The organism is Anaeromassilibacillus sp. Marseille-P3371 (genome assembly GCF_900169665.1).
Taxonomy (GTDB): Bacteria; Bacillota; Clostridia; order Oscillospirales; family Acutalibacteraceae; genus Anaeromassilibacillus.
In genome coordinates, this window is the sequence record NZ_LT835157.1 from 3,158,272 (window position 1) to 3,184,332 (window position 26,061).

Annotated in this window: 21 protein-coding genes; 10 read left to right on the forward strand and 11 right to left on the reverse strand. The window is 50.1% G+C overall.

What is annotated here, in order from left to right; all coding sequences use genetic code 11:
* Positions 1-269 precede the first annotated feature (269 nt).
* Positions 270-1,790 (forward strand): phosphohexomutase domain-containing protein, encoded by a 1,521-nt coding sequence (locus B9Y59_RS13340; protein WP_085534063.1) that lies wholly within the window; start codon positions 270-272, stop codon positions 1,788-1,790.
* Positions 1,791-2,723: 933 nt separating this feature from the next.
* Here B9Y59_RS13340 and B9Y59_RS13350 read toward each other — a convergent pair.
* Positions 2,724-3,482 (reverse strand): F420-0--gamma-glutamyl ligase, encoded by a 759-nt coding sequence (locus B9Y59_RS13350; protein WP_085534067.1) that lies wholly within the window; start codon positions 3,480-3,482, stop codon positions 2,724-2,726.
* A gap of 239 nt (positions 3,483-3,721) precedes the next feature.
* On the opposite strand from B9Y59_RS13350, the gene spoVAC reads away from it, so the two are divergent.
* Both spoVAC and spoVAD read left to right on the forward strand, forming a co-directional pair.
* A complete protein-coding gene (spoVAC, locus tag B9Y59_RS13355) occupies positions 3,722-4,135 on the forward strand; it encodes a stage V sporulation protein AC (RefSeq protein WP_085534657.1) in 414 nt (137 codons plus the stop codon).
* 14 nt (positions 4,136-4,149) lie between these two features.
* Entirely contained in the window at positions 4,150-5,175 is a 1,026-nt protein-coding gene (gene spoVAD, locus B9Y59_RS13360) for a stage V sporulation protein AD (protein ID WP_054323255.1), read from the forward strand.
* Between the two features lie 188 nt (positions 5,176-5,363).
* On the opposite strand, the gene B9Y59_RS13365 is transcribed toward spoVAD, so the two are convergent.
* The 5 genes from B9Y59_RS13365 to B9Y59_RS13385 all read right to left on the reverse strand — a co-directional run bounded on the left by B9Y59_RS13365 (position 5,364) and on the right by B9Y59_RS13385 (position 11,441).
* On the reverse strand, positions 5,364-7,181 hold the full coding sequence (locus B9Y59_RS13365) for a serine hydrolase domain-containing protein (RefSeq protein WP_085534069.1): 1,818 nt from the start codon (positions 7,179-7,181) through the stop codon (positions 5,364-5,366).
* Positions 7,182-7,187: 6 nt separating this feature from the next.
* The gene (locus tag B9Y59_RS13370) at positions 7,188-7,667 is read right to left on the reverse strand and encodes a hypothetical protein (protein WP_054323258.1); all 480 of its coding nucleotides are present in this window, start codon (positions 7,665-7,667) and stop codon (positions 7,188-7,190) included.
* Positions 7,668-7,709: 42 nt separating this feature from the next.
* Complete coding sequence (locus B9Y59_RS13375) at positions 7,710-8,969, reverse strand: competence/damage-inducible protein A (protein WP_085534071.1); 1,260 nt, start codon at positions 8,967-8,969, stop codon at positions 7,710-7,712.
* A 139-nt stretch (positions 8,970-9,108) separates the two neighbouring features.
* Positions 9,109-10,287 (reverse strand): tRNA uracil 4-sulfurtransferase ThiI, encoded by a 1,179-nt coding sequence (gene thiI, locus B9Y59_RS13380; protein WP_085534073.1) that lies wholly within the window; start codon positions 10,285-10,287, stop codon positions 9,109-9,111.
* Between the two features lie 17 nt (positions 10,288-10,304).
* A complete protein-coding gene (locus B9Y59_RS13385) occupies positions 10,305-11,441 on the reverse strand; it encodes a cysteine desulfurase family protein (protein ID WP_085534075.1) in 1,137 nt (378 codons plus the stop codon).
* A 245-nt stretch (positions 11,442-11,686) separates the two neighbouring features.
* Here B9Y59_RS13385 and B9Y59_RS13390 point away from each other — a divergent pair, with 245 nt between their 5' ends.
* Together B9Y59_RS13390 and B9Y59_RS13395 are read left to right on the forward strand one after the other, a co-directional pair.
* Positions 11,687-12,097, forward strand: coding sequence for a Fur family transcriptional regulator (locus tag B9Y59_RS13390; protein ID WP_085534077.1), 411 nt, complete (start codon positions 11,687-11,689; stop codon positions 12,095-12,097).
* Entirely contained in the window at positions 12,087-12,620 is a 534-nt protein-coding gene (locus B9Y59_RS13395) for a GNAT family N-acetyltransferase (RefSeq protein WP_085534079.1), read from the forward strand. Before B9Y59_RS13390 ends, B9Y59_RS13395 begins: the two co-directional genes overlap by 11 nt.
* A gap of 386 nt (positions 12,621-13,006) precedes the next feature.
* Here the strand turns inward: B9Y59_RS13395 and B9Y59_RS13400 are convergent, their stop codons facing one another.
* Positions 13,007-14,164 (reverse strand): M20 metallopeptidase family protein, encoded by a 1,158-nt coding sequence (locus B9Y59_RS13400; RefSeq protein ID WP_242967323.1) that lies wholly within the window; start codon positions 14,162-14,164, stop codon positions 13,007-13,009.
* A gap of 124 nt (positions 14,165-14,288) precedes the next feature.
* Between B9Y59_RS13400 and B9Y59_RS13405 the strand changes: the two genes are divergently transcribed.
* Positions 14,289-15,164: a LysR family transcriptional regulator gene (locus B9Y59_RS13405; protein ID WP_085534081.1), complete on the forward strand. Its 876-nt coding sequence runs from the start codon at positions 14,289-14,291 to the stop codon at positions 15,162-15,164.
* Positions 15,165-15,487: 323 nt separating this feature from the next.
* Here B9Y59_RS13405 and B9Y59_RS13410 read toward each other — a convergent pair whose 3' ends face one another.
* The 3 genes from B9Y59_RS13410 to B9Y59_RS13420 are packed head-to-tail and all read right to left on the reverse strand — an operon-like array spanning position 15,488 to position 17,936.
* Positions 15,488-15,685, reverse strand: a complete 198-nt coding sequence (locus B9Y59_RS13410; RefSeq protein WP_054323266.1) for a hypothetical protein — start codon at positions 15,683-15,685, stop codon at positions 15,488-15,490.
* Positions 15,682-16,812 carry an MGDG synthase family glycosyltransferase gene (locus B9Y59_RS13415; protein ID WP_054323267.1) on the reverse strand — a complete coding sequence of 377 codons (1,131 nt, stop codon included), beginning with the start codon at positions 16,810-16,812 and terminating at the stop codon, positions 15,682-15,684. Before B9Y59_RS13415 ends, B9Y59_RS13410 begins: the two co-directional genes overlap by 4 nt.
* Positions 16,809-17,936, reverse strand: coding sequence for an MGDG synthase family glycosyltransferase (locus tag B9Y59_RS13420; RefSeq protein ID WP_054323268.1), 1,128 nt, complete (start codon positions 17,934-17,936; stop codon positions 16,809-16,811). The genes B9Y59_RS13415 and B9Y59_RS13420 overlap by 4 nt, the downstream gene beginning before the upstream one ends.
* A 399-nt stretch (positions 17,937-18,335) precedes the next feature.
* Between B9Y59_RS13420 and B9Y59_RS13425 the strand changes: the two genes are divergently transcribed.
* From B9Y59_RS13425 to B9Y59_RS13440, 4 genes are all read left to right on the forward strand, one after another.
* Positions 18,336-20,129, forward strand: coding sequence for a VanW family protein (locus tag B9Y59_RS13425; protein WP_085534083.1), 1,794 nt, complete (start codon positions 18,336-18,338; stop codon positions 20,127-20,129).
* 48 nt (positions 20,130-20,177) lie between these two features.
* A complete protein-coding gene (locus tag B9Y59_RS13430) occupies positions 20,178-21,158 on the forward strand; it encodes a glycosyltransferase (protein WP_054323270.1) in 981 nt (326 codons plus the stop codon).
* 238 nt (positions 21,159-21,396) lie between these two features.
* A complete protein-coding gene (locus tag B9Y59_RS13435) occupies positions 21,397-23,334 on the forward strand; it encodes an NAD(+) synthase (RefSeq protein ID WP_198945627.1) in 1,938 nt (645 codons plus the stop codon).
* Positions 23,335-23,355: 21 nt separating this feature from the next.
* Positions 23,356-23,700: a TIGR04076 family protein gene (locus B9Y59_RS13440; protein WP_085534088.1), complete on the forward strand. Its 345-nt coding sequence runs from the start codon at positions 23,356-23,358 to the stop codon at positions 23,698-23,700.
* 490 nt (positions 23,701-24,190) lie between these two features.
* Here the strand turns inward: B9Y59_RS13440 and B9Y59_RS13445 are convergent, their stop codons facing one another.
* Positions 24,191-25,867 (reverse strand): S1C family serine protease, encoded by a 1,677-nt coding sequence (locus B9Y59_RS13445; RefSeq protein ID WP_242967324.1) that lies wholly within the window; start codon positions 25,865-25,867, stop codon positions 24,191-24,193.
* Positions 25,868-26,061 lie beyond the last annotated feature (194 nt).

The window sequence follows — 26,061 nt, forward strand, 5'->3', positions numbered from 1 at the left end:
GGAATGGTATCTTTTCTTTGCTGCAGAGTACAGTCATCGGCCTCCTTTGGAATGGCCCATGGAAACTATGTGTGATTTCGTAGGCTCAAAAGGACTTACGGAAGAAACAGACGGATCAGAATTCGGAATCCAAAATCTGTGGCGCGCAGGGAACTGGCAAAGCAATGGGAAAAGGCCGCTTTTCAGGCCTTCCAAAGTTTCCCAGTCCCCTTTAAAGGCAGTCTTCCGAGCGCCAGGGATTTTTGACAAAAATAAAAGGAGAGCGAACCATGCTGAATACCTATTGGAAACAATTTAAGAGTGGCACCGACATTCGCGGAGTGGCCAGTGAAGGCGTTGCCGGACAAGAAATCAACCTGACCGATGAGGTGATCGAAAAGATGGCAGCCGGTTATGTCCTGTGGCTGTCCAACGCAGTCAAAAAGGCCCCATCCGCGCTGACCATTGCTGTCGGACACGATTCTCGCATCTCCGCGCAGCGCATCCAGGATGCCGTGACGCGCACCCTGGTGGGAGCAGGTGTGCGGGTGTTGGACTGCGGACTGGCCTCCACCCCCTCCATGTTCATGACAACCATCGATCTGGCATGCGATGGGTCGGTGCAAATCACTGCCAGCCATCATCCATTCAACCGCAATGGCCTCAAGTTTTTTACCAGGAACGGCGGTCTTGACGGTTCGGACATCGAACAGATTCTACTTTTTGCACAGGAAGGGCAGACGTTGCCCTCCGGAACGGGGCATGTGGAGACGGTCCATTATATGGCTGACTATGCAAAGCGTCTGCGTGAAATGATTCAAGAAGGCGTCCATGCGGCCGACTATGAACACCCACTCAAGGGATTTCACATTGTAGTGGATGCCGGAAATGGCGCTGGCGGATTTTATGCGCGCGATGTGTTGGCGCCACTCGGTGCAGACATAGAAGGCAGCCAATTTTTGGAGCCGGATGGTATGTTTCCAAACCATATTCCGAACCCTGAAAACGAAGAGGCCATGCAATCCATCTGCCAGGCGGTTTTGGATGCAAAGGCAGACTTGGGCGTCATCTTCGACACAGACGTAGATCGCGGTGGAGCCGTGGATGCACGTGGGGAGGAAATCAATCGCAACCGCTTGGTAGCGATTGCCTCTGCGATTGCCTTGGAAGGAAATCCCGGCGGAACCGTTGTAACGGATTCCATCACCTCCAGCGGCCTAAAAGAATACATTGAACAGACACTGGGCGGCGTTCATCATCGCTTTAAGCGTGGCTATAAAAATGTCATCAATGAAGCGTTACGGCTGAACCAGGAGGGCGTGAACTGTCCGCTGGCGATTGAGACATCCGGTCATGCGGCACTGCGTGAAAACTATTTTTTGGATGACGGCGCTTATCTGGTGACAAAAATCATCATTCAGATGGCACGGCTTCGCGCGGAAGGTAAGACGCTCGACTCCATGCTGGAATCGCTCAAGGAGCCGGTGGAGACCGCTGAACTGCGGTTCCCGATCCTCAAGGATGATTTCCGTTCCTATGGGGAGTCTGTTATCGCCGGCGTGAGCGCCTATGCCAAGACCCACAGCTGGAATGTGGCCCCCGACAACCGTGAGGGTATCCGCGTCTCATTTGGAAAAGGACGTGGGGATGGTTGGTTCCTGTTGCGGCTAAGTGTCCACGATCCTATTATGCCTTTGAACATCGAGAGCGACACCGCCGGAGGAACACGCCTGATCGCAGAACAGCTTAACGACTTCCTAATGGAATGTCAAGGCTTGGACCGCAAGGCAATGGACAAATTTTTGGCCTAAGGGTCAAACAGATAAAAACAAAGAGGGTGCCCAAAAGTCATGAAGTGACGGAAGGAGCCCCTCTTTTTTTAGAAATGCAGATATTTTTCCAAACAGAAAGAGGATGCCCCTTTCCTATGAATCGAACAATTTGTAGTTTGGGTCACCCTCTTCTATATTGATGATCTGACATTGCAGTATGATCTTCCTCGTAAGGAAACCAACCTGTTGCCAAGGCAATTGATCGATCCTGGTGCGAATTCACCCATACCGCATCGTCCAGTTTTCCACATCTAAAAAGGGATCTGTGGAAACCCTGTACAACTGGGCAAAACCATCATAATTCTATCGGGGAAGCCTCTATATGGTTTTTACGACCACAATGGCTACTGCTTTACAATGCAATCCCGCTGTACCGGATGATTGTATCATCCGGTTGCCTTACGCAAGTCTTTTTAACAGAGTTCAAAATCCTAAATACCTCTACACCACTCAAAAAGAATTCCATGGGACTTTCATTCTTTACAGAGAGCGTTTTATTCTTAAATCAATCGTGCTTTGGAAAAATAACGGATAGCCGGAACTGGGCGGCGATGCATAAAGGCAATCCATAGAACCGCCATCCTCTTGACCTTCTGTTCATACATCTGGGCTATAATACCACCCGCCTTTTGTCTGTCGATCACGCGCCCCTTCGGCTGTAGAAAGGGTAGAACTTTATGCAAAAGGGAGTTGGCCCTGCCTATGGAGAAACCTCCTAGAAGAACAAATCGATGGACCGTCTAGGGACGGGGACAACCATCCATGCATATTCTTTAAGAAAAAGGACTTCTGCCAAATCCTCCGACAATCGGTATAAAAAATAGCGCCTCTTCCAGCTGTACATCTGGGGGAGGCGCTATTTTGCAGGTTGTGATGATAAACGATTCGATCTTCTTATACCTTCACGATTCATCATGCGGTGCGGTACCTAGCCCGTTCCGCCGTTTTTTCGCACTTCCATTCCAATCGGAGCTTTTCCACGGGACGGATCAACACAAAAGGTGTCTGTTCCCGGAAGTTATTAGCGGGGTTATCTCGAACCATTGCAGTTAATATTTCGTCTGGAATGCGAAGGCCCTCCGACTTTCCCAGAATTTCTACGCCATAATCGTTGGCATCAACAATCATACAGGCGATACCCAACCGACGGGAAATCTCCGTGCAAACTTCTTCAGAACGCACAGGAAGAAGAATCCCAAATTCACCGTATTCTGGAAAAGCATGACTGTAAAAACCATCCAAGCCACTGACCTCCGGGCCTGCAATCTCATAGAAAATGCCGCGCCTGCAAAACAGCTTGCCAATGGCTGCCATCGCAGCTGCATAAAGGATTTTTTTCCTCCCGCACAGTTGAATGGCAATCTGCATCTTGTATGGATTGTTCACGCCAATGCCCGCTGTACTACGAGAGGCAAACCGCGATAAAAATTTCGCCAACAGGCTAACCCGTACATCTTTTTTATAAATCACGCGCTTCTGACAGAGAGAGATAATCTTTTCGCTGATGGAAAGGATATCCCCAGGCCGATAGAGCGGCGCAACATAGCGCCGCACCAGATCGATGTAATCCTCCCCCACGCCAATCCGATGGGTGTGAATAGCGTGGCGCATATACCAATTTCCTTCCACGTCGATGCAGACCTGCTTCCCTTCGTTCGCATAAAACTCCATAGGAAATGCCTCCTTCTTTTCCGATGGATGTAGTATACGGCAAAACATACGGGCAGTTGGAAAGGCCATCTTATCAAAATCTTTCGATTTCCTTACGAAATAGGGTCATCTTTTGCCTGCCATCCAATCCGGTAAAAATTGTATAAAGCCGGGCGATTCGGCCAAAATAGCAGGTAGATATGATAAAAAGGATGTGAACGGATTTGGACATTAAAGTCACAAAAACCGAATACCAACAGATGGCTCAAAAGGCCTCTCCAAACTCAAAGGTCTTGCGCAACTGCGTTGTGGCGTTTTTAATCGGAGGCGCAATCTGTACGCTTGGACAAGTATTGACTACGCTTTTTTTGTCGTTTGAACTCCCAGAAAAAACAGCCAAGGCATTTGTTTCCATCACGCTGATCGCTTTGAGCGCGATCCTCACCGGTCTGAAAGTATATGATAAGATCGCCAAGCACGGCGGCGCGGGCACTCTGGTTCCAATCACTGGATTCGCCAATGCGATTGTTTCCCCTGCAATGGAATTCAAAAGCGAAGGTTATGTCATGGGCATTGGTGCAAAAATGTTTTCCATCGCAGGGCCTGTACTGGTGTATGGAACGTGTGCCTCCATTATTTACGGGCTGATTATCTTCCTCTTTAAGATGTATTGAAAGGGGGTGCTTCCATGCCGACCAGAATTGGAAAGTATACTCTACAGATGGATAAGAGCCCAGGAATTCTCGGTTTTGCCTCTATTGCAGGGAAAAAAGAGAAAGAGGGGCCCCTGGGCGCCTTTTTTGACGTCAGCCATACGGACAACACCTTGGGAGATGTAAGCTGGGAAAAGGCAGAAAGCCAGCTTCAAACCGAAGCGGTGGAAACCGCACTCAAAAAAGCCGCTTTAGAGGGGAAAGATGTGGACTACATCCTTGCAGGCGACCTATTAAACCAATGTATTTCCTCTACCTTTGGCCTGCGCAGCCTGGGGATTCCCTTCTTGGGACAATATGGCGCATGCTCTACAATGGCCCAAACGCTGGGGCTCGCATCGCTGTTTGTCGAAACAGGAATTGCACGGCGTGCTGTCGCTGTTACGTCCTCTCACTTCTGTTCTGCGGAACGGCAGTTCCGTTTTCCACTGGAATACGGCGGCCAACGCACCCCGACCGCCCAGTGGACCGCTACGGCGGCGGGTTCCGTTGTAGTGGGGGCCCACGGCCGTGGAGAAGTCAAGGTTAACGCGGTGACCTTTGGGCGCATCGCTGATCTGGGCATTAAGGATGCCAACAACATGGGGGCTGCAATGGCCCCCGCTGCTGCACAAACTTTGCACGACTATTTGACCGACACCGGCACCTCTCCCTCGGACTACGATCTGATACTGACTGGAGATCTTGGTGCTGTGGGGTGTGAGTTGATGGACGAAATTTTGGAAAAGGACGGCATCGACATCCGCGAAATACACAATGATTGCGGCCTGATGATCTATGAACGTCAAGCGCAAGACGTCCACGCCGGTGGTTCCGGATGTGGGTGTTCCGCGGCGGTCCTGTGCTCGATTATTTTACAACAGCTTTCTTCTGGGGAACTCAAGAAGGTTCTATTTCTTGGCACTGGCGCTCTGATGTCCACCACATCCTCACAACAGGGTGAAAGTATTCCCGGCATTGCCCATCTGGTGTTCCTGGAATCTCAGGTAAAAGCAGACTAATTTGTTTATTTCCTTCATTCCGAAAGAGAGGGTATCCCTTCCAGGCATTTTATGCCTTTTGGGATACCCTCTCTTTTGTTTGAAACCATTGTGCGCCAGAAACCGCCGCCCGCCAAACGCATCTCCTATGCGTTTTCGCCGGAGACCCCTCTCCGGCCCGGGCGCATTTGCGCCCGGCGGGCGGCTGCTTATGGCTTCACTAAGGTGGCCTTCACCCTCGGCCGTGATACTTGCGCAACGCGTTCATCCAAGCGCTGCTGTCCCACCGTATCCATAAAAAGCTTGTTCAAGCTGTTTTGATTTTCCCTGCCGCCCACCAGGGAGAACAATACCTCGAGCGACGCCTCCACACTTGGCAATTCGTCAAAACGAATCAGCATCTTCTCCGGGCTATACAGAATAAACTTGAGAACCCGGACGCTCGGCGTCTCTGTAAAACAGACAAATACTTTCAAAACCGGCCGGTCATCCTCATCCGTCGTCAAACGAGCCGTGCTCCCGATGGCATACACCTCCCCATTGAGCGTGATGCATCCTTTGCGCGGGATTCCATCCATGCCCGCCACAATGAGATTTGTTTCAGCTCCATCCTCTACGATCAGGCGGCATTCTCCCGGTGAAAATTCCATACTAATCCTGGAAATGTTTGCTCCAAAATTGTTGGTCGTCCCCTGCAAGATCAGCGGCATCAAAGCCGCAGAACTATTCTCCAGCTGATACTGACAGCCGTTCCATTTGCGCAGTTCCGGAGGAACCGTAGGAACCTCCTGCTTTTCCGGAAACACACGCCTCCACATGCGTGTCAAGGTGGATACGTGTTTCGGCTTTGGAGCCGTTTCCCGGATCGCATACAAATTTCCCAGTGCGCTGCGCAAAGAACGCAGCGCGCGGATATCGTTGGGCAACGGACCATCCGAAAGTTCTTTCGCTCCATCGCCAAAATATTTCTCCACAATGTGGCATGTCTCGTCTGCAAAAAGGCTTGGGCTTCCGCTAGTCAGAGCCAATACCATATCCCGTTCCGGCAAAACAATCACATATTGCCCCAACATCCCGTTGAACTGATAGGCGCCTTTTGCCCCAAAACTCCAAATTTGGTAACCATAGCCGGAGGAATAATCTCCTTCCCGGGTGGGGGTATCCATCTTGGTAGATTCGGCAATCCAGCTTTCCGGCAGAAGTTGCTTTTCAGCACCATCCACCGTCCAACGGCCGCGCTGCAAATAGAGCTGTCCCAGTTTTGCCATATCCACAATCCGCAGCCAGAGTCCCCAACCACCTTTTTCAATTCCCAAGGGGCATACGTCCCAACTTACATGGTGAATCCCCAATGGATCGAACAGGCGCGGCGTCAGATATTCCACCAATCCCATGCCCGTCTTCCTGTAAAGAATGGCACTGAGCAGGTACGTATTCAAACTGTTATAACTGAATTCCGTTCCCGGCTCAAAGGAACAGTCCGACTGTAGAATTGCACGAACCCAGTCCTTTTCCACTACAGAGTTCACTTCATTGAATTTTAGGCCCGAGGTCATGTTCAGCAGGTGGCGTATGGTAATACCGCTGATCCGTGCACTGCGAAACAGTACATTTTTATCCGGGAAGAAACTCGCTGCTGGATCGTCCAAGCTCAAAAGTCCCTCTTGCACGGCAAACCCCACCGCCATACTCACCACACTTTTGGAGAGGGAAAACATCATATGAGGATAACTGCCGGAATACGGCTTCCAGCTTCCCTCTGCGATGATTTTCCCGTGACGGAGTACCATCGCACTGTGCACATGAATGGACGGACAGGCATCCAACTCCTCAAAAAAACGCTGTATCTGGCCGCTTGGAATACCCTCGCGCTCCGGGATGGAACGCAAAAGTCCGCCCGAATCGGCGTTTGGAATGTTCTTGTGCTTCTGCGGCACAAACGGATAGGGGTTGATGTGCTGCATATCGCCGCGGAACAGCTTCATCAACAAGTCCACAACCTTCATCTGGGAACGCAAATCCATCATCGACCATCACCTCGAAAAGAAGGGCTCGATCAACGCCTCGTAGTCAACTTCCTTTGGAGGAGGCACTGGTGTGAGCCCAAATTTCTCTGCCAGGCGCCTCTGGGTGCCGGGCAGTTGAATCCGCAGTTCTTCCGGCAGGTCTGGCAGCAAAACGATCGCTTGGGTCCGGCTTTCCAGCAGATACCCACATGCATCAAAGCCAGTCAGGCGGCGTACATGTTCGGGCTCTCCGTGTTCATCCAAAGGGACGTGCAAAGCACGGAATACAGGCTCTGCACAGAGCAACCGACCGCCTTCCACTGCGCTTACCAAATAGAGCAACGGATATTTCTTTAAAAAGGAAGCCAACGCGCGGCACAACCCCTCATACCGTGCACTTGCGTTGACGCCCTGCACTGTAACCCGCAGATTTGCTGCCGCTTTACGCACCTCCAGTTCACACAGAGAGGTGCGGTGCGCTTGAAAAAACAACAGCCCAGCATCCATATCTTCTTCCCTCCATTTCTTTGAAACAAGTTGGAACGCGGCTTACACCGCGTTCCCCTCCACCGGCATCCCTGCTAAATACCGCCGCACCATATCCAATGCATAATGCGCCGCACGATCGCGCACCCAAGACCGGTTCTTGACACGGCCTGGCGGGTCCATCCGCCGCACCCATGTATGCGCCCCATCGCTCAGCGCCATATAGACCAGACCGACCGGCTTTTCGGGGGTGCCGCCGCCAGGTCCGGCGAGGCCCGTGATACCCAGTCCCAAATCTGCCCCAGCCTTTTTTCGTACGCCCTCTGCCATGGCGCGCGCCACTGGCTCGCTCACCGCGCCGTAAGCGGGAAACAGGTCCTCTGGCACTTGCAGCAACATACTTTTGACCGTATTGGCATAGGTCACCGCTCCCATTTCAAAAACCTCCGACGCCCCTGGGACGTCTGTCAACCTCTTTGCAACAAGTCCACCGGTACAGGATTCTGCGGTTGCCAGATGCAACCCTTTCTCCCGCAGGCTGTTCACCACTACTTCTTCGAGGCTTTCCACATCAATTCCATAGACGAAGTCTCCCAATCGCGCACAGACTTCCCGCACCACGGGCGCGCATAGAGCGGTAGCAACCTCCACCGATCCAGCCTTTGCCGTCACACGGACAAACATCTCATTCTCTTTTGCATACGTCGCCACGGTCGGATTGGCCCCTTGGGTCAGATCCCGTATTTTTTCCTCCGCGGCGCCCTCTCCAATTCCAAAGACCCGTACCATCTGCGAGACGATGACCGCCTGTTCCCGTTGGGCCAGATAGGGCACTGCATAACGCTGAAGCATCCGTTCCATCTCGGCCGGCGGGCCGGGCAGCATAATTACCACCTTGCCTGTATCCGTCTCCAAACCACAGCCGGGCGCTGTGCCCGCATCATTGGGAAACACCGTGCACCCCTTGGGAAGCATCGCCTGTTTATATTGATTTTCTCCGCAGTAACGTCCCTTAAAATAGGTCTCAATCCGCTGGCGGCTCTCCTCATGCAATTCAAGCTCTACCCCGGCCGCCTCCGCAATCGTCTCCTTTGTCAGATCATCCCCCGTAGGACCAAGGCCACCGGTGGTAATCACGACATCACTGCGCGAAAGTGCTTCCCGCAAGGCCGCACGCAGGCGTTCCGCATTGTCGCCCACCGTACAGGCAAAAAGCAGGTCAATGCCCAGGGCAGACAGCTCCCGCGCGATCAAGGTGGTGTCTGTATTAACCGTGTGTCCTAAAAGTAGTTCCGTGCCTACAGAGATAATTTCCGCATTCATTCCGATGTAAGCCTCCTCATGGCAAAACTTCCGATACTCCGCGCATCCATCTGCGCCCCATAAAAAGGGACTCCCAACGCCTCTTATGAGGAAACACATCCACCAGGTGATCTCCCCTTCTCAGGTACCGTTCCAAAGGTCAACGGTACGGCGTTATCTTTCGGAAGGTCGTACGCTTTACACAATCTTCCAAGAGCGCCTCTTTATCCAGCGCCGCCTCTGCCTCCAACAGTTTTTCCATCTCCGGACGGGTACGCGGGTGCTTGGGCGTAAAAACAGTACAACAGTCTTCGTATGGCTGAATGGACAAATCGTACGTATCAATCCTGCGCGCCATGGCGACGATCTCGCTCTTGTCCGTACCGATCAGCGGACGGAATACCGGCATCATCGCAGCTGCATCCGTACAGACAATGGCTTGTAGGGTCTGACTGGCCACCTGTCCCAGGCTTTCGCCGGTAATCAGGGCTGAGCATCCTTCCTTGCGCGCAATACGCTCCGCCGCCCGCATCATAAAGCGGCGCATAATCAGTGTAAAATATTCTTCCGGGCACTTATCACGAATCTCCTCCTGAATCTTGGTGAACGGCACGGTGAACATAAAGATTCTGCCGGCATATTCGCTGACCTTTTGCAGAAGATCTACCACCTTTTGTTCTGCGCGTTCACTGGTATAGGGAGGGCTGGCAAAGTGTACCGCTGTCAATTCCAGACCGCGCCGGGCCATCTGCCAGGCAGCTACGGGGCTGTCAATCCCACCGCTGATGAGAATCGCCGCCTTACCGCCCGTCCCTACAGGAATGCCGCCTGCCCCGGGCAAAGCCTTCCCATGGATATAAGCGCCGAAATCGCGGACTTCCACCCGTACTTCCAAATCCGGGTTGTGCACGTCGACATGCAGATTGGGAAACTGTTGCAACAAATATTCCCCCACTGCCGCAGAAATCTCCGGCGACTTGAGCGGAAAGTGCTTGTCAGAGCGCTTACTCTCCACCTTGAAACTCGAAATGGTACGAAGCTCGTCGCGCAAATAGTCCGCTGTTGTTTTCAAAATGCTGTCCATATTCTTCTCTGCCATACAGGCGCGGGAAAAGGCGATCACACCGAACACCTTTCCGACCCGTTCTGCCGCAGCTTCCAGGTCAATCCCCTCTTGTAACGGCTCCACATAGATGGTCGACTGCGCCTCACGGATGTCAAATTTCCCCAATGGTTCCAGACGCCGCCGGAGATTGCGAATCAGGGCGAATTCAAAACTTTGGCGATTCAACCCCTTTAATACAATTTCACCCAATTTGATTAAAATAATCTCTTTCATCTTACAAATCCTTACATTTATTTTTTAACAGCCAAACTGGCCAAGCCTTCCCGCACGCCTTCCACCAAGGCATCCACATCTTCCAGCGTATTCAAGTGGGAAAAACTAACCCGCAAGGCTGCTTGAATCCGTTCCCTTGGAAGCCCCATCGCTTCCAAGACGGGGCTCTGTTTCCCCTTCGAACAGGCAGACCCGGACGAGACATAAACGCCACGTGCTGCAAGGAAATGCAGCATGGTTTCCGCCCGGACAGCGCCTACGCTGAAATTGACTATATAGGGCAATGCATCTTCTGGCGAATTGAACTCCACGCCGGGCAATGCCAGCAACTTTTCCCGGCAAATAGCCGCGAGCTCTTCAGCCTGCCGTAATCCTTCGTTCACAGGGGGAAGCGCTTTCACCGCCGCGCCAAAACCGCCGATGGCCGGCAGCCCCTCCGTGCCAGGCCGCGTTCCGTGCTCCTGCCCGCCGCCAAAAGTGCGAGGTGCAATACGGACGCCTTTGCGTACATATAGAGCGCCAACCCCTTTGGGGCCGTGAATCTTATGCGCGCTGATACTCAGTAGATCAATTTTTCTCCGCTCCGGCCTTAAATCGAGCTTCCCGAATCCCTGCACTGCATCGACATGGAGTAATGCGGGCGCCTTCTTCGCTGCAATGGCCTGTGCCGCCGCATCCAGAGGCAGGATCGTCCCAACCTCATTGTTAACCGCCATCATTGTGACCAGCGTCGTATCAGGACGAACCGCCTCCTGTACAGCTTCGGGCAAAATGTGGCCTTCCCGGTCAGGTTGAAGCCAAGTGACCTCCCAGCCCTCCTTTTCAAGTTGGCGCACAGCATTCGTCACAGACGGGTGCTCAATCTGCGTGGTGACAATATGCATCCCCATGCGTTTTCGTGCATATGCTGCTCCAAAAATCGCAAGATTGTTGCTTTCCGTCCCTCCAGAAGTAAAAAACACCTCGTCCTCTTTGGCGCCCAAGGCTGCGGCGATATTGCGGCGCGCCTCGGTCAGCGCCTGCTCGGCGCGGAAGCCCAGGGTATGAAGGGATGAAGGGTTTCCATAGTTTTCCGTCATCAGCTCCATCACCTTTGCAGCAGCTGGCTCGCACACGCGGGTGGTGGAGGAATTGTCAAGATACGCTTCTTTCAAAGGTCAGGACCTCCGATATATGAATTCATGAATCCATATTATACACTATCCTGGCAGCCAGAGCAACGCGCGCCATTGCATTTTTGCATTTTCCGTTTATAATAAGAATCAATCTAGGAAGAGGTTTTCGGGGACGCCCGCCCGGCAGAAGCCGGGCACTCCGGCATAAGGCCGGATATGTGGCGCAACATTTGCGCCACAGGCGTCCCCTCCCGGAATTTCCTCCGGTTGAAAGGAGTGCCGCCATGAAAAATACCAAACAGCGCGAGGCCATGCTGTGCGTCCTGCGTCAGAGCACAGAGCCATTGAGCGCCGAGGACATCTTTGCACAGATGAAGGCGGCGTTTCCCTCCCTGGCGCTGTCCACCATCTACCGCAATCTGGAACGCTTCGCTGCCAGCGCACTTGTTGAGCGCAACGACTTTGGCGACGGTATTGTACGGTATTCGTTGGCCCGGGAACAGCACGGCCATTACTTGGTCTGCACCGGATGCCATGCAAAAATAAAGCTCTGTGATTGTCCGCTCTCCGGGATGGAGCGCACCATTGCGGAAGAAACCGGCTTTACGGTGGAGAGCCATACCCTGACGATCTACGGGAAATGTCCCAAATGCGCAAAAAAAGAGGAACAGGAGGAAACTATCCATGGAATTTGAACTGCGCCCCTGGCGGATGGAAGATGTGGAAGCCGTCGCCCGGTATGCCAACAACCTGAAAGTTGCCGCCAATCTACGCGACATATTTCCCTATCCATACACGCGGCAGGACGCCGAGGAGTTTCTTCAAAGCTGTATCCATGTAGACCCCTCCCGGCAATGTTTCCGCGCTATTGTGATTCAAGGGGAAGCGGCGGGCAGCATCAGTCTTTCGTTTGGAAGCGATATTGCACGTAGGTCGGCAGAATTGGGATATTGGCTGGCCGAGCCTTTCTGGGGCCAGGGGATTATGACTGCGGCTGTCCGGCAGTTCTGCGAGTACGGCTTTGCGTCGTATGATCTTGTTCGGATCCATGCGGAACCGTTCGTCTACAATCTCGCTTCGTGCCGTGTCCTGGAAAAGGCGGGATTTCAAAAGGAGGGCACTATGCGATGCAGTGTCTATAAACGCGGCGTTCTGTGGGATTCCTATCTATATGCACGGCTCAAAACCGGCTGCGTTTCCGGCGGCCCTCATTCGTGAGGTCTTGGTTCATACAAAACAGCGCCCTATGTAAACCTTATTTTTGGTTTAGATATTTTGCGAATGACACTGTATAAATATTCTTGTATTCAACTATTTTTAATAGAAAAGTGCCTTGTTGGAAGCCGCGACACATTTTCCTGTCATGCGAAGCTCCCTCCATTGCAGTAAATTCATGGTAAAATCATTTTTTAAATGTAAGCAAACCTGATATAAAAATCCAATTATCTGCGTAAATACAGCGTTTAAGGACTATTCATCAACTAAAAAATCAACTATTTTACCACGAATTAACTATGATTGAATGATCTTTGATATGACAGAAAAAGAGCAGGGCGATTGCACAAAAAGCGTGTATTTCCCTTGCTCTTTTATTGTTTTCTAAATTATTCCCAATCCATAGCCACACACGCATATGCCGCAGTTTCGATTGGCAAAACTTGTTCATTGAAGCATACTTTCGGATTATGATGCGCGTAAATAGTGTCTGAATCCTCTTTAGCTCCAATTACAAAGTAAGAAGACGGTATTTTATTTGCAAATATTGCAAAATCATCAGACGCAGTTATATGTAGTCCAGATACTATATTAAATTCTGGATTCATAGATTCTAACGCTTTGACGATTTCCTCGTTTCTTTTTTCATCACAACAGAGGACAGGTGTATCGGTTAAAGTATCTATTTTGCTTTCTGCGTGAAAGGCACTAGAGATATTTTTTACGATTTCATTAATCCTTGTAATTAAATATTGTTTTATTTCACTGTTAAATGTACGAAGTGTTCCCTGCAAAACAGCCGTTTCTGGAATAATGTTGCCTACTGTTCCAGAACTGAATTGCCCTATTGTCAATGTTACTTCCTTATCAGGAGCGCATTCACGCGCAATTAGCTCCTGCAATGCCTGATAAATGTGAACTCCAACATTGATAGGGTCTACTCCATTCTGAGGCATGGCACCATGCGTACCTTTTCCCGTTATCGTTATTTTAAAGCCCCAAATAGAAGCAGCCGTCAAAGTGCCATAAGCGATTGTTCCTACGGGAATAACGGACGCTACATGGGTTGCAAAAGCTGAATCTACCTTAGGATTTTCCAGTACTCCTTCAGACATAACAGCCTGTGCGCCTCCAAATGTTTCCTCCCCAGGCTGAAACAATAATTTTATTTTTCCTTTTAATTCCTTTTCGTGCTTTTTCAATATCTTAGCGGCTCCTAACAAAGCAGTCGTATGTATATCATGCCCACAAGCGTGCATATTGCCATTTTGTGAAGCAAAAGATAGATGACTTTCTTCACGCATAGGCAATCCGTCCATATCTGCTCTAAGAAGTAAACATCTATCTCCTGAACCCACATAACCAATAACACAATTTCCGTTGACCTTTGTCTCAAATGGAATACCAAATTCTGTCAACTTTTTTCTCACAAAAGAAACAGTTTGAGGAAGTTCAAGTCCCAATTCAGGTATTTTGTGAAGTTCTCTGCGCCATTCTATAAGCTCATTATACATCACTGTACTTTCAGTATAAATTGAAGAATACATATTCTCACTCTCTTTCTTGAAATTTTTACAATAATTATTTTATCTCTTTTTTATATGTTTGTCTTAAAGTATAATTTTATATCAGTTATAACATATACATTATAACTGAAAGGAAATTAAAATCATGGAAATACATCATTTAAAACAACTCATTGCTATTTCTCAATGTGGTTCCATTAACAAAGCTTCACAAAGGCTGTATATTTCTCAACCCTCATTAAATAACATTGTAAAACGATGTGAGAAAGAATTAGGATTTACAATTTTTATGAGGACACCAAAAGGTGTGAAATTAACTGAAAAAGGAGAGGAATTTATCAAAATAGCTCAAAATATTATTGCAGAATATAAAAAAATAGAAGACCTGTCCTCCACTAATAATAAAACAGTTTCTATTTCATTTATTTATTTATCATATATTCTTGAAGCACTTCTTAAATTTCAAGATCAGGGCTTTTTAGTTTCTGATATGCTCCGCAGGACAGAGCCATCTGAAACAATAAATGACGTTGTATCTCAAAAGGTTCGTATAGGAATTATGCCAGTATATCAAGCAGATTTAAACGAATTTGCAGAGGAAATAAAGCAATATAGTTTGCAGTATCTTATGCTTTTTGAAGCCGTACAAATATACGCTATTGTTAGCCAGACTCATTCCCTTGCTGGTAAAAAAAGTATTTCTATCAGTGAAACCCTTGAATATCCTTTAACTTATTATACAGCAGTGCCTGAAAAATCTGTGCTTAGAAATATATATGACTCTAAGCGTTCTCTAAAAGTACAGAATAGAGATGAATTATTTTTAGTACTGAAAAATAATAAACATATTTCTCTTTTAACCCTTACATCTCATTCAAAAAATCCAGAATTTTATTATATTCCGGTAATAGGTAATGAGTTCAAGATGAATATATGTGCGATTTTTCTTTCTGATACTATACCTACTAAACAAGAAATTGAGATGATTAAATTTTTAAAAAACACCATACATTTCATATAATTTGTTTTTATATAAACTTTAAAAAACTGTATTTTGCAATAATTTATTTTTAATATCCAACGCAAGGATAAATGCATCTATATTTTCCAAAAAAAGAAGAGGGTATCCCAAAAGTCATGAAGTGACTTGAAAGATACCCTCGCTTTTTTAAACGCAAATATTTTTCCAGAAAGAGGATGCCCCTTTCCTATGACTCGAAAAATTCATAGCTTTGGGCCACCCTCTTTTCCATGTTCCGCAGGTTCACCCGCTGTTTTCCATATGTAATCAGGAAACCACACCGATTTTCCCTCGACAAGGCAGCCTCCTTGTCCATAACGTTTTTATTTTTTCTTGGTGGATGAATCCTTGCCGGTACTATTCACGCCTTTATAGATCATATAGACGATAAAGGCCAGCAAAAATACATCCAGACCGATCATCGGGGCGTTTCCATCTTTGATCTCAAACAGCATCAGGACCAGGACGGCAACCCCTAAAATACCGTAGCCAAACAGGCTGATTCGAAATTTTGGTTTCAAATTGACTCCCTCTTCCCATTCGTTAGTTTCTGTAGCAACAACAGGATATTTTTACAACAATCCGACTTGTCAAACGCTTTACAAGCAGCGCGCATATCCGCCAAACGGCGTGGGTCCTGTAAAAGGGACCGCACCGCAAACGCACAGCTCGCACCGCTCTTGAGCCGAATCCCCATACTGTGCGCCTGCAAAAATTGTGCATTGTCCTCCTCCTGCCCCGGAATCGCATCAAATACAGCCATAGGTAACCCGCTGGCCAACGCTTCTGAAACCGTCAGCCCGCCGGGCTTCGTAATGAGCAGGTCGGACGCATGCATATACGTTTGTACTTCTGTTGTAAATTCGACCAAGTGGGTCGGTTTCGGACTGTTCGGCAGTTCCCTGCGAAATGCCTCATAAAGTTTCCGATTCTTGCCGGTAATGACAATCACCTGGAAATCCGTACCAAGCGTGGAAATATCGCGGTATACGCCTAGAATATTTTTCACTCCAAAGCTTCCCGCCATAATCAACACCGTGGGCAGATCCGGCGAAAGGTTCATTCCGCGCAAAAGCTCGGCCCGATCCTCCTCCCGATAAAAGGACTCGAATACCGGGATTCCAAACGGATAAATTCTCTCCTGGGGCGCGCCCATCTGTACAAAGTCATCGCGCAGGGACTCTGTCGCTACCACATAGGCATCCACCTCCGGCGCAAGCCACGCCATGTGGGGTCCATAGTCGGTCACAACGTTTACCAGAGGCGCCGAAACCCGGCCCTGCTCCTTTAAACGGGAAACCATCTGCCCGGCAAAATGATACGTATCCAGGATCACATCCGGTTGGAATTCCTCGATCAATGGCAAGAGCTTCCGGGCCAACATTCCATTGACGCGCGGCAACAAACCGGCAAATTTGGTATCGCGGTTGGTGCTGTGGTACAGGGAGCCGAAGATTTGTGGAGCATGTTTTGCGGAAAATTTATATCCATCGCAACAGAGCGCGTTCACCGCGCGTCCCACATGCTGAAGCGCGTCCTCCACTCGGACCTGCGCACCCGGCAGATGCTCCTGAAAATAGGCCTCCATCGCCTGTGCAGCACGTTTATGTCCGCCCCCCGCAGCGGCATACAAAAGTAAGATTTTCATGGGGCGTTCTCCTTTCCGGTGAGTGAACGGATCAACCAGAGAATGTTTTTCCCGGATTGGGACTTATCAAAACGCTCGCAGGAGGAGCGCATATCCTCTAGCCGCCGGTTGTCCGCCAAAACAATGCGGATGGTCTTTCCGCAGCTCTCCCCTGCTTGAATACGCACCGCCATATTGTGGGAAAGCAGGAATTGCGCATTATCCTCCTCCTGGCCCGGGATAGCATCAAATACCGCCAGAGGGATGTCGCACGCCAACGCCTCTGAGACGGTCAGCCCGCCAGGCTTTGTCACCAAAAGATCTGCTGCATGCATATACTTGTCCACTTCATCGGTAAAGTAGACCAGCTTTGTCCGGCGTTTGCTCTTGGCCAATTCCTCCGCAAATGCCTCGTAGAGCTTTTGGTTTCTTCCTGTGATGACGATAATCTGAAAAACAATGTCCTGTGCGGCAATTTCGCGGTAAATATCCATGATTCCGGACACCCCAAAGCTTCCCGCCATGAACAAGATCGTCGGCACATCCGGCTCCAGTCCCATCTCCTGGAGCAGCGCCGCCTTGTTCTCCTTGCTGAAGAACACATCGTTTACCGGAATACCAAACGGATAGATAATATCGCGCGGCGCCCCCATCTCCACCATCTCCGGCACCATATCTTCATTGCTCACCACATAGGCATCCACTTGCCGCGCAATCCAGGCGCGATGCGGCCCATAGTCCGTCATCAAACAAATCAAAGGCGCCTGTACAAGGCCCTTCTCCTTCAAATGGGAGATCATTTCTGTGGCAAACGGGTGTGTGGATAAAATGAGATCCGGCGCCTGTTCACGGAGCATCGGCAACAACCGCAGGCCGAGCAGGCCGCTGAAATGCGTCATCAGTGTATTGAGAACGCTCTCTTCGTTTGTTGCACGATATAGTTGTCCAAAGACCTTTGGCGTTTTTGTTGCCAAGAAGCGGTAGCCATCGCAGCATGTCTTATCCAATAGGGACCCTACACATTTGAGTGCGTCCACCACTTCGACACGCCATTGCGGTTCGTTTTCCCGCAGGCATGTCTGAACGGCCTGCGCGGCGCGCAGATGCCCACCTCCTGTAGCGGCGGATAGAATCAATATTTTCACAATGACCCTCCTTCGGACAGCGAAACCCATTTTCTTTCGCGATTTTATTCCGCCCTGGATGATTTCGACAACTCTTTTGATTCCTTTATTATATCATATATTCAAGGCGATTCAACACGAACCAGGAAATCTTCTCAATATGGGGACCTTGGGAACTGTTTCCGTGCAATAGCCCGCCGGAATATTCCTGAGCCTTATTCATTTTTTCTCTGGATTGCCGTGTTTTTCCTGCAAAAATGGAATGGTAAGTATTCCGCCAGGAATTGGCGTGATTAATGATAAAGCTGTAACTTTACTTTTTTTCAAAAAAGTTATATCATACTATTAAATCCGCAGGGACTTCCGTTGGCGCGCCAAAACGCGGCCGCGGACAGCTGATACAAGAGAGGGAGGCACCGAATGGGCGGTAGAAGATATTACAGAGGCCAAAAAGACAGTGGACGCGACATTTACTCCGGTGCGTCCCATCTAGACCGCAAAAAATGGTGGATTATCGGCGGCTGTGTTCTTGCAGCGGTCCTAGTGATCTGCGTGATCGGCGCCGGCATTCAGATGCTCGGCAGTCCACAGGATTCCTCCACTGAGCCAGGTGAAGGGCAAATCACTGAGCGAACCACATTCCCAAAGGGGATTGTAGTCGAAGGCATTGATCTCAACGGAATGACCTTGGAAGAAGCTACCGCGGCGGTCAAGGCCGTAGAACCTTCGCTGGCTATCTGCGACATCACTCTCACATATGGCGAGAAAAGTTGGGCTCTCACCGGGTCCGATCTTTCCTTTACGTATAACACGGATGCTGTGCTTCAGGAAGCTTTTGGGTTTGTTAAGCAGGCGGATGCAGCCACGCTCTCCGACTTGGAAACACAGCCTAAATCCTATGAAATTACAGCGACACCCGATACCACCTCCTTGAAAGAAACTCTGACTACACTCACGCAGGAGGTCAACCAACCGGCCAAGGATGCGACCGTTCAGTCGTTTGATCCGGCCAGCGAAACCTTTACCTTCGAGGAAGGACAGAATGGCGTTTCCGTAGACATCGATGCACTCACCGCACAGGTGGAGGCTCTCCTTCAAAAAGAGGAAGCCGGGACCGTCGCCATTCCTGTGGCAGAAACCTCCTATCAAGTTTCAGCGGCCGAGCTCAAAGCCAATATGAAAAAACTGGGGACCTACAGCACCGTATCGACCAACACCAGTGATGGAAATATTAATATGAAGCTTGCATTAGAAGCTGTGAACGGCACTTGCATCCCCGCGGGGGGATCCTTTGATTATTGGCAGGTGGTTGGAAATACAACGCCAGAAAAAGGATACAAAAAGGCGAATGCGATTGTCAACGGCAAGTTTGTTCCATCCTATGGCGGCGGTGTCTGCCAGACGAGCACCACGATTTATGGAGCCGCTCTTCGGTCAGCTATGGAGATTGTTCAGCGCTCGTCCCATTCGATTAAGGCGACGTATTGCCCAATCGGCCAGGACGCAGCTGTTAGTTATCCGGATTTAAACTTTGTGTTTAAAAACCCAACAAATTACCCTTTGTATATTTCTGCAGGTATGAGTGGGAAAACATTGACCGTCACCATGTATGGATATCAATCTCCGGATTATGATAATATCGAGATTACATCCCAGTTGACAGAAACCATTCCGCCTGTATCCGAACCGAAGTATACCGTGGATAAATCCATGGCCAAGGGAACCAAGCATTACGATGCGAAACCGCGCGAAGGATACCGCGCCAGTGCGCAGCGTATTTATTACAAAAACGGCCAGGTAGTCAAGACCGAAAAGCTCCCGAATTCTTATTATCGTCCGGCGCCGGCTTACTACTCGATCGGGCCGGACACCGATCCTAAGACTGCGGTTCTGGTGGATTATACGGGCAAGCCAGTAAACGGCACGCCATCCAACAGCCAGACGCCGAGTTCGTCGGCCCCGGAATCCACTGCGCCGCCAGCTTCTTCTACACCGGGGGCAACTACTCCACCGGCGACTTCCACTCCGCCAGCGGCGAGCAGTGAGCCCGCCGTTACGACGCCACCGACAACGGAACAGCCGCCTGCATCCTCTTCGGAACAGCCCCCCGCGGCGACAGATGGTACCGTTGTGCCCGCCGTTCCAGAAACGGGGACCTCTTCCGCAGCGGATGTACAACCGGACCCGGAGGCGTCAATCACCCCCGTCGGATAATCCCGTACGGAAGTAACCCGAGATCAAAGAAAGGAGGCCTGTCTAAAGATGGAAGCAAAAGCGCCCACGGTCAGCATTATTATTCCTGTTTATAACGTGGAAAAATTTCTGCGCAAATGCCTTACCAGCCTTGTAGAACAGACCTTTCAGGATCGTGAAATCATTGCTGTAAACGATGGTTCCACCGATCGTTCCCTGGACATTTTGCGCGAGTTTGAGCAAAAATATGAGTTTGTCACGGTGGTCGATCAGGAAAACCGGGGCATGTCCAAGGCGCGCAACCGCGGTTTAAGCCTTGCGCGTGGAGAATACATCTGTTTTATTGACAGCGACGACTATGTGGCGCCGAACTTTCTAGAGCGTCTTTACGGTGCTTGCGTTGAAAACGATGCGCAGATTGCCTGCTGTTATTACTATTATCAATATGCCAGTTCGGGGTTCACGATGGAATATCCCTTTCGATGCAGAGGGGTTTTGACCCGCGAAGAGGCTATGAATAAACTTTTGCGCGACCTACAGATTCAGAGCCTTGTGTGGAATAAGATGTACAAGCGTTCTCTATTTACCGACTATAACATCCAATTTCCCAGCATTGCCTTTGAAGATATGGCTACTGCAAATCGTGTCTTTGCACATGCCGAACGCGTTGTCGTTTTGGATGAGCCGCTTTACTATTATGTACAGCGCAGCGGAAGCACGCTCGCCACCATCAATGCCAGTAAGATCAATGATTTTATCCGAGCTGTCGCAATGGTCCGCGTCTCTCTGGAAAAGAGCGGCCAGTTCGAAAAGTACCGCAAAAGCTATCTGGCATTGACGCGAAAGACTTCTCTATGCTGTTACTGGTATGTCCTTCGCATGCACAACGAAAAGAAATCCATCCGTGGATGTATTGCAAACATGCGGCGTATCAACCGCGCAATGCGGCACTACACTGCGGAAACTTTTGATCCTCTATCCCCGCAGTTGCCGGACGTTGTGTGTACACCAACGGATAAAAAATTGGAAAAGGACTATTCCGTCCGCTGATACGGACGTCATCGGCGATGCAGGCGTCTGCATCGCCTTTTTCTTGCGTAAAACCACTGGAAAACAGTCCCGGTTATTCTGTATTTTTCCAAGGGGATTCGCCTTCGGTACCCCGAACAAAAGGTCCTCTGTTGTTTTTCAACCGGACCGGATATAGGCGGTTTTCTTTCTTCTGAATGGAAATGCTAATCTATATTTCATGAATCTCAGGAAATTGGAACGAGAAAGGATGTCTATTATGAAAAATGACGGTTTCCTTCGAGTTGCAGCAGCTACTCCGCACATTCGTGTGGCTGATTGTGATTTTAACAAGGAGGCAATATCGGCGCTTTTGCATACCGCTGCCGAACAGCATGTTGGCGCCATTGTATTTCCGGAACTTTGCCTGACCGGATATACGTGTGGTGATCTCTTTCACGATACGACCCTGCTCCAGGCAGCTGAACAAGCGCTTGGTGAATTGTTGGAGGAGAGCAAAGCATACCCGCTGCTCGCCGTCGTAGGGCTTCCCGCCGCATTCGGCTCCTCTCTCTACAATGTCGCTGCGGTGTTCTGCCAGGGAAAACTTTTGGGCCTTACTGCCAAAAGCCATATTCCGAACTACAGTGAATTCTATGAGGCGCGTCACTTTGCTCCTGCGCCCCCTACCCCGGTTCCGGTCACATTTTGCGGGCAAGAGACCGTTTTGGGATGTGAACTCGTCTATACTTGTATGGAAACGCCGGAATTCACCGTGGGTGTTGAGATTTGTGAGGATCTCTGGGTGCCAGAACCGCCTTGCGCTCATATGGCCCAGGCAGGTGCAACGCTGTTGCTGAACACCTCTGCCAGCGATGAGGTCATCGGCAAGGCAAATTACCGCCGCGGCCTGGTGCGCGATCAATCCGCACGCCTCTTCTGCGCCTATGCCTATGCGGATGCCGGGGAGGGGGAATCCACCACCGATCTGGTCTTTGCCGGTCACAATCTAATCGCAGAGAACGGCGGCATCCTCGCGGAGAGCCAGCCATTCACTACAGGGCTAACCTGCGCAGAAATCGATCTACAGCGTCTGATGCAGGAGCGCCGGCGCGCCAATACTTGGAACAACCGTTTCGATGGACCGGCTCCCATTCCTTTCTCGTTGGAACTTCCGGACTTTCCCATAACACGCTCATTTGCGCGTTTGCCATTTGTCCCACAGGATGCACAGGACCTCTTTGGGCGCTGTGAAATGATCCTGCACCTGCAAGCGGCGGGATTAAAAACCCGCTTGGAACACACGGGTGTTCGCCACGCAGTGGTAGGCCTTTCCGGAGGATTGGATTCCACACTGGCCTTATTGGTAACGGTGCGGGCCTTTGACGCGCTCCAGCTTCCGCGCAAGGACATCCTGGCTGTCACGATGCCCGGTTTTGGGACAACCGGGCGCACAAAAGGCAATGCAGAACAGCTCGCCGGTCTCCTGGGAGTGGCCTTCGACACAGTATCCATCCACGATGCTGTGAGCGGGCATTTTCGCGACATCGGCCACGACCCGTCTGTGCACGATGTAACCTATGAAAACGCACAGGCGCGCGAGCGCACGCAGATCTTGATGGATTTGGCCAATCAAAACGGCGGCCTGGTCATCGGTACGGGGGACCTCTCAGAATTGGCACTCGGTTGGGCGACCTACAATGGGGACCACATGTCCATGTATGCGGTCAATGCATCCATCCCCAAAACTTTGGTACGCCATCTGGTGCACTATGCGGCCCAGCAAGCGGGCGGAGCGCTCTGTGATGTATTGGAAGATATTCTGGACACGCCTGTCAGTCCGGAACTGCTTCCCCCTGTGGATGGCGTAATCTCACAAAAGACGGAGAACCTTGTCGGTCCTTATGAGCTGCACGACTTTTTCCTTTACCACATGCTTCGCTTTGGATTTTCACCGGCAAAAATCTATCGCATGGCGCTTCGCACATTTGCCGGCACTTATGATGCAGAAACGATCCAAAAATGGCTGCTTATTTTTTACCGACGTTTCTTTGCGCAGCAGTTTAAGCGCTCTTGTTTGCCGGATGGACCAAAGGTGGGCAGCGTAGCGCTCTCTCCACGCGGCGATTGGCGTATGCCCAGCGATGCAAGCGCAAAGCTGTGGTTACAAGAAATCGAGGCACTTTCCAATCGCACACCAGAAAGGGTATCAAATTAGTCTATCGGGGGGGGATCTTGTATGAAAAAAGTACGGATTACCGTATTAAAAACCACGTTGGACAAAGAATTGGCAAACGAGTATGGAATAGAAGGTCTGACTGCCTGTCCCATGCTGAAGGCAGGGCAGGTATTCTATGCGGATTATGCCAAGCCGGAAGGGTTCTGCGACGAAGCTTGGAAAGCCATTTACCAGTACGTATTCGCTCTAGCACATGGCGCTGGAGAGGGCCTCTTTTACTATGGCGACTGGATTCGCAAGCCGGGGGTAGCCATTTGTAGCTGCAACGACGGCCTACGCCCAGTCATCTTTAAATTGGAGGCAACGGAAGAAGAGGCCGTTATCGACTACATACCTGTGCGGTAATTTCCGCTACTTTCGACCGCCCGCTTTCCTGGCGTTACCAAAGGCAAGCCCCATAGAGCAGAGCCCTCCCGTCAAAAACCTACTACCGGTACACAAACGATGCCCTGCGGAATTTCCCGCAGGGCGTCTTTTTTATTTCCATTCTTCCACCACTCCGCCTTTTTGGGAACGACATCCTGTTTTCCTTTTTAATTTGCTAGCCGTTTTCCTTTCCGATTCCTTTTTGGTCTCCCCTTTCCCCGATCTCCCGAAGGCCACTGTTTACCGCCTTTCCCTTCCGTTCGTCCAGTCGGTTTCTTTGCGATGTTTTTCCGGCCGCCCTTCTGTACTTTGTATTCCATTTGGAAAACCTTTGCATTGCTCCCTGAATGAACTACTTACTGGTTCCTTTGTGGGAACCCCGCATAAAGCCGAAAGGGGCGGAGCCTTACGGCCCCGCCCCTCCCGGTTTGGATAAGGAAGAATTTATGAAAAAGAGTCTTGTAAGCAATTATTGGCCACTGGCCTGTACCAGTGTCACTTCTGCAGTGAAAGTCTTACCGGTTAAATCGTTGACGACTGTCAGGGTTACCTTATCACCTGGCTTTTTCTTGCTGACATAGGAGGTGATGGTCGTACTGTTGGTAACTTCCGTATCGTCAATCTTGGTGATGATGCATCCCTGAGTGATCCCCGCATTCGCAACGGACTCATTGTTGATGGATGCCACATACATGCCCGGCGTCAAACCGTAGAAACGGGCCGACATGCTGTCCAGATATTGGCCAGTAATCCCGAGCACCGCTCTGTCTTTGACATAACCGTACTCCTTCAGATTGCTGATGACAGATTGGGCGTCGTCAATCGGGATAGCAAATCCCAATCCCTCAAAGCCCTCTGCCACGATCTTACTCGAGTTGATGCCGACCACCTGGCCGTACATGTTCACCAGAGCACCGCCGGAATTTCCGGGATTGATCGCTGTATCCGTCTGGATGCAGTCCATGGTGTAACCTGAATCGCTGCTGGTGATCTGGCGGTTCAACGCTGAAACAATTCCTTGCGTTACGCTGGAACTCAGTTCCAGACCGCCTGGATTGCCAATTGCCATCACGGTATCGCCAACCTCCAAATCGCTGGAAGAACCAAATTCAGCGGCTTGCAAACCGGTGGCCTCTATTTTGATGACGGCCAAGTCTGTGATATTATCGCTGCCAACCAGCTTTGCCTCATAACTTTTGCCGTCAGACATAATCACTTTCAGAGAAGAGGCTCCTTCTACCACATGCGCATTGGTGATGATATATCCATCGCTTGTGGCAATGATTCCAGAACCTTCGCTTGCCGGGGATACTTCATCGCCGGCCTGCCCATTCTGCGGTACCCCATTAAAGAAGTACAGAATGTTGCTATTGTTGGTGTTTTGATAGTTTTGAATACACACGACGGAAGGAATGACTTTCTTCGCCACCTCCTGGGGTGTGAGTTCCCCCGAAACCGTGCTAGTCGGTTGACTGTTTCCCACCAATTTATTGATGGTAAACGCGGGTTCCGTAGAGCTGCCAGAGTTATTGACGGAAATGTATCCGTTGTTGATGAGGGCAACAAAGCCGCCGATCGAACCAACCGAAACCATCAAACACGCCATAACCCCTGCAAGAACCTTCAAGGCGGTTTTTTTACCCTTGGACATCGGCTTCTTTTCTTTCTTAGGTTTTTGCGGCTTTGGTGCGGCCTGTGCATATGGGTTTTGGTAGCTGTGGTAGTAGTCTCCCTGCCACATCACCTGATTCTGATGGCCGCTGTACTCATGCTGCCCGTTTGCATTGGGATAGGCGCCATAAGTGTTTTGATAGGGTCCATTCCCCGGTTGATTGTTGTAAGCATTGTACGGCTGCTGGCCATAGTTTGCCTGATAACTGGTATAGCTGGCTGGATTCGTATAAGCAGAATGATAAGACGGCGCCTGCGGCTGTCCGGCAGGCATTTCGTTTGAGGCCGGTTTTGTATGGCCTTCCTGACCCTGTACAGCTTCCGGAGCTGTCTGTACCGGCTCGTTCTTTTCTTCCGCCACAGCCTTTTCAGCGGCATTCTGCTCTGTGGAAGCGGCGTCCGCCTCCAACTTGTTTTCCTGCGGGATGTTTAACCCTTCGTTTTGAGTATTGTCCATTTCATTCGGATTATACATAAGCTCATTTCCTTTCCCAGAGAACCTTTATCGCAAGTCGATTGTTTTCTTCATGCACCCTTGGGTTTCTTTCATCCCCCTCGGTGTGCTTTTATTATGCCAATACAATGTGACCGCTGTGTGAAGGCTATTTTATGTTTTTCTGATAACTTGCGGAAGAGTCTCTGTCGAAAGAACTTCTTCACTCCATTGTT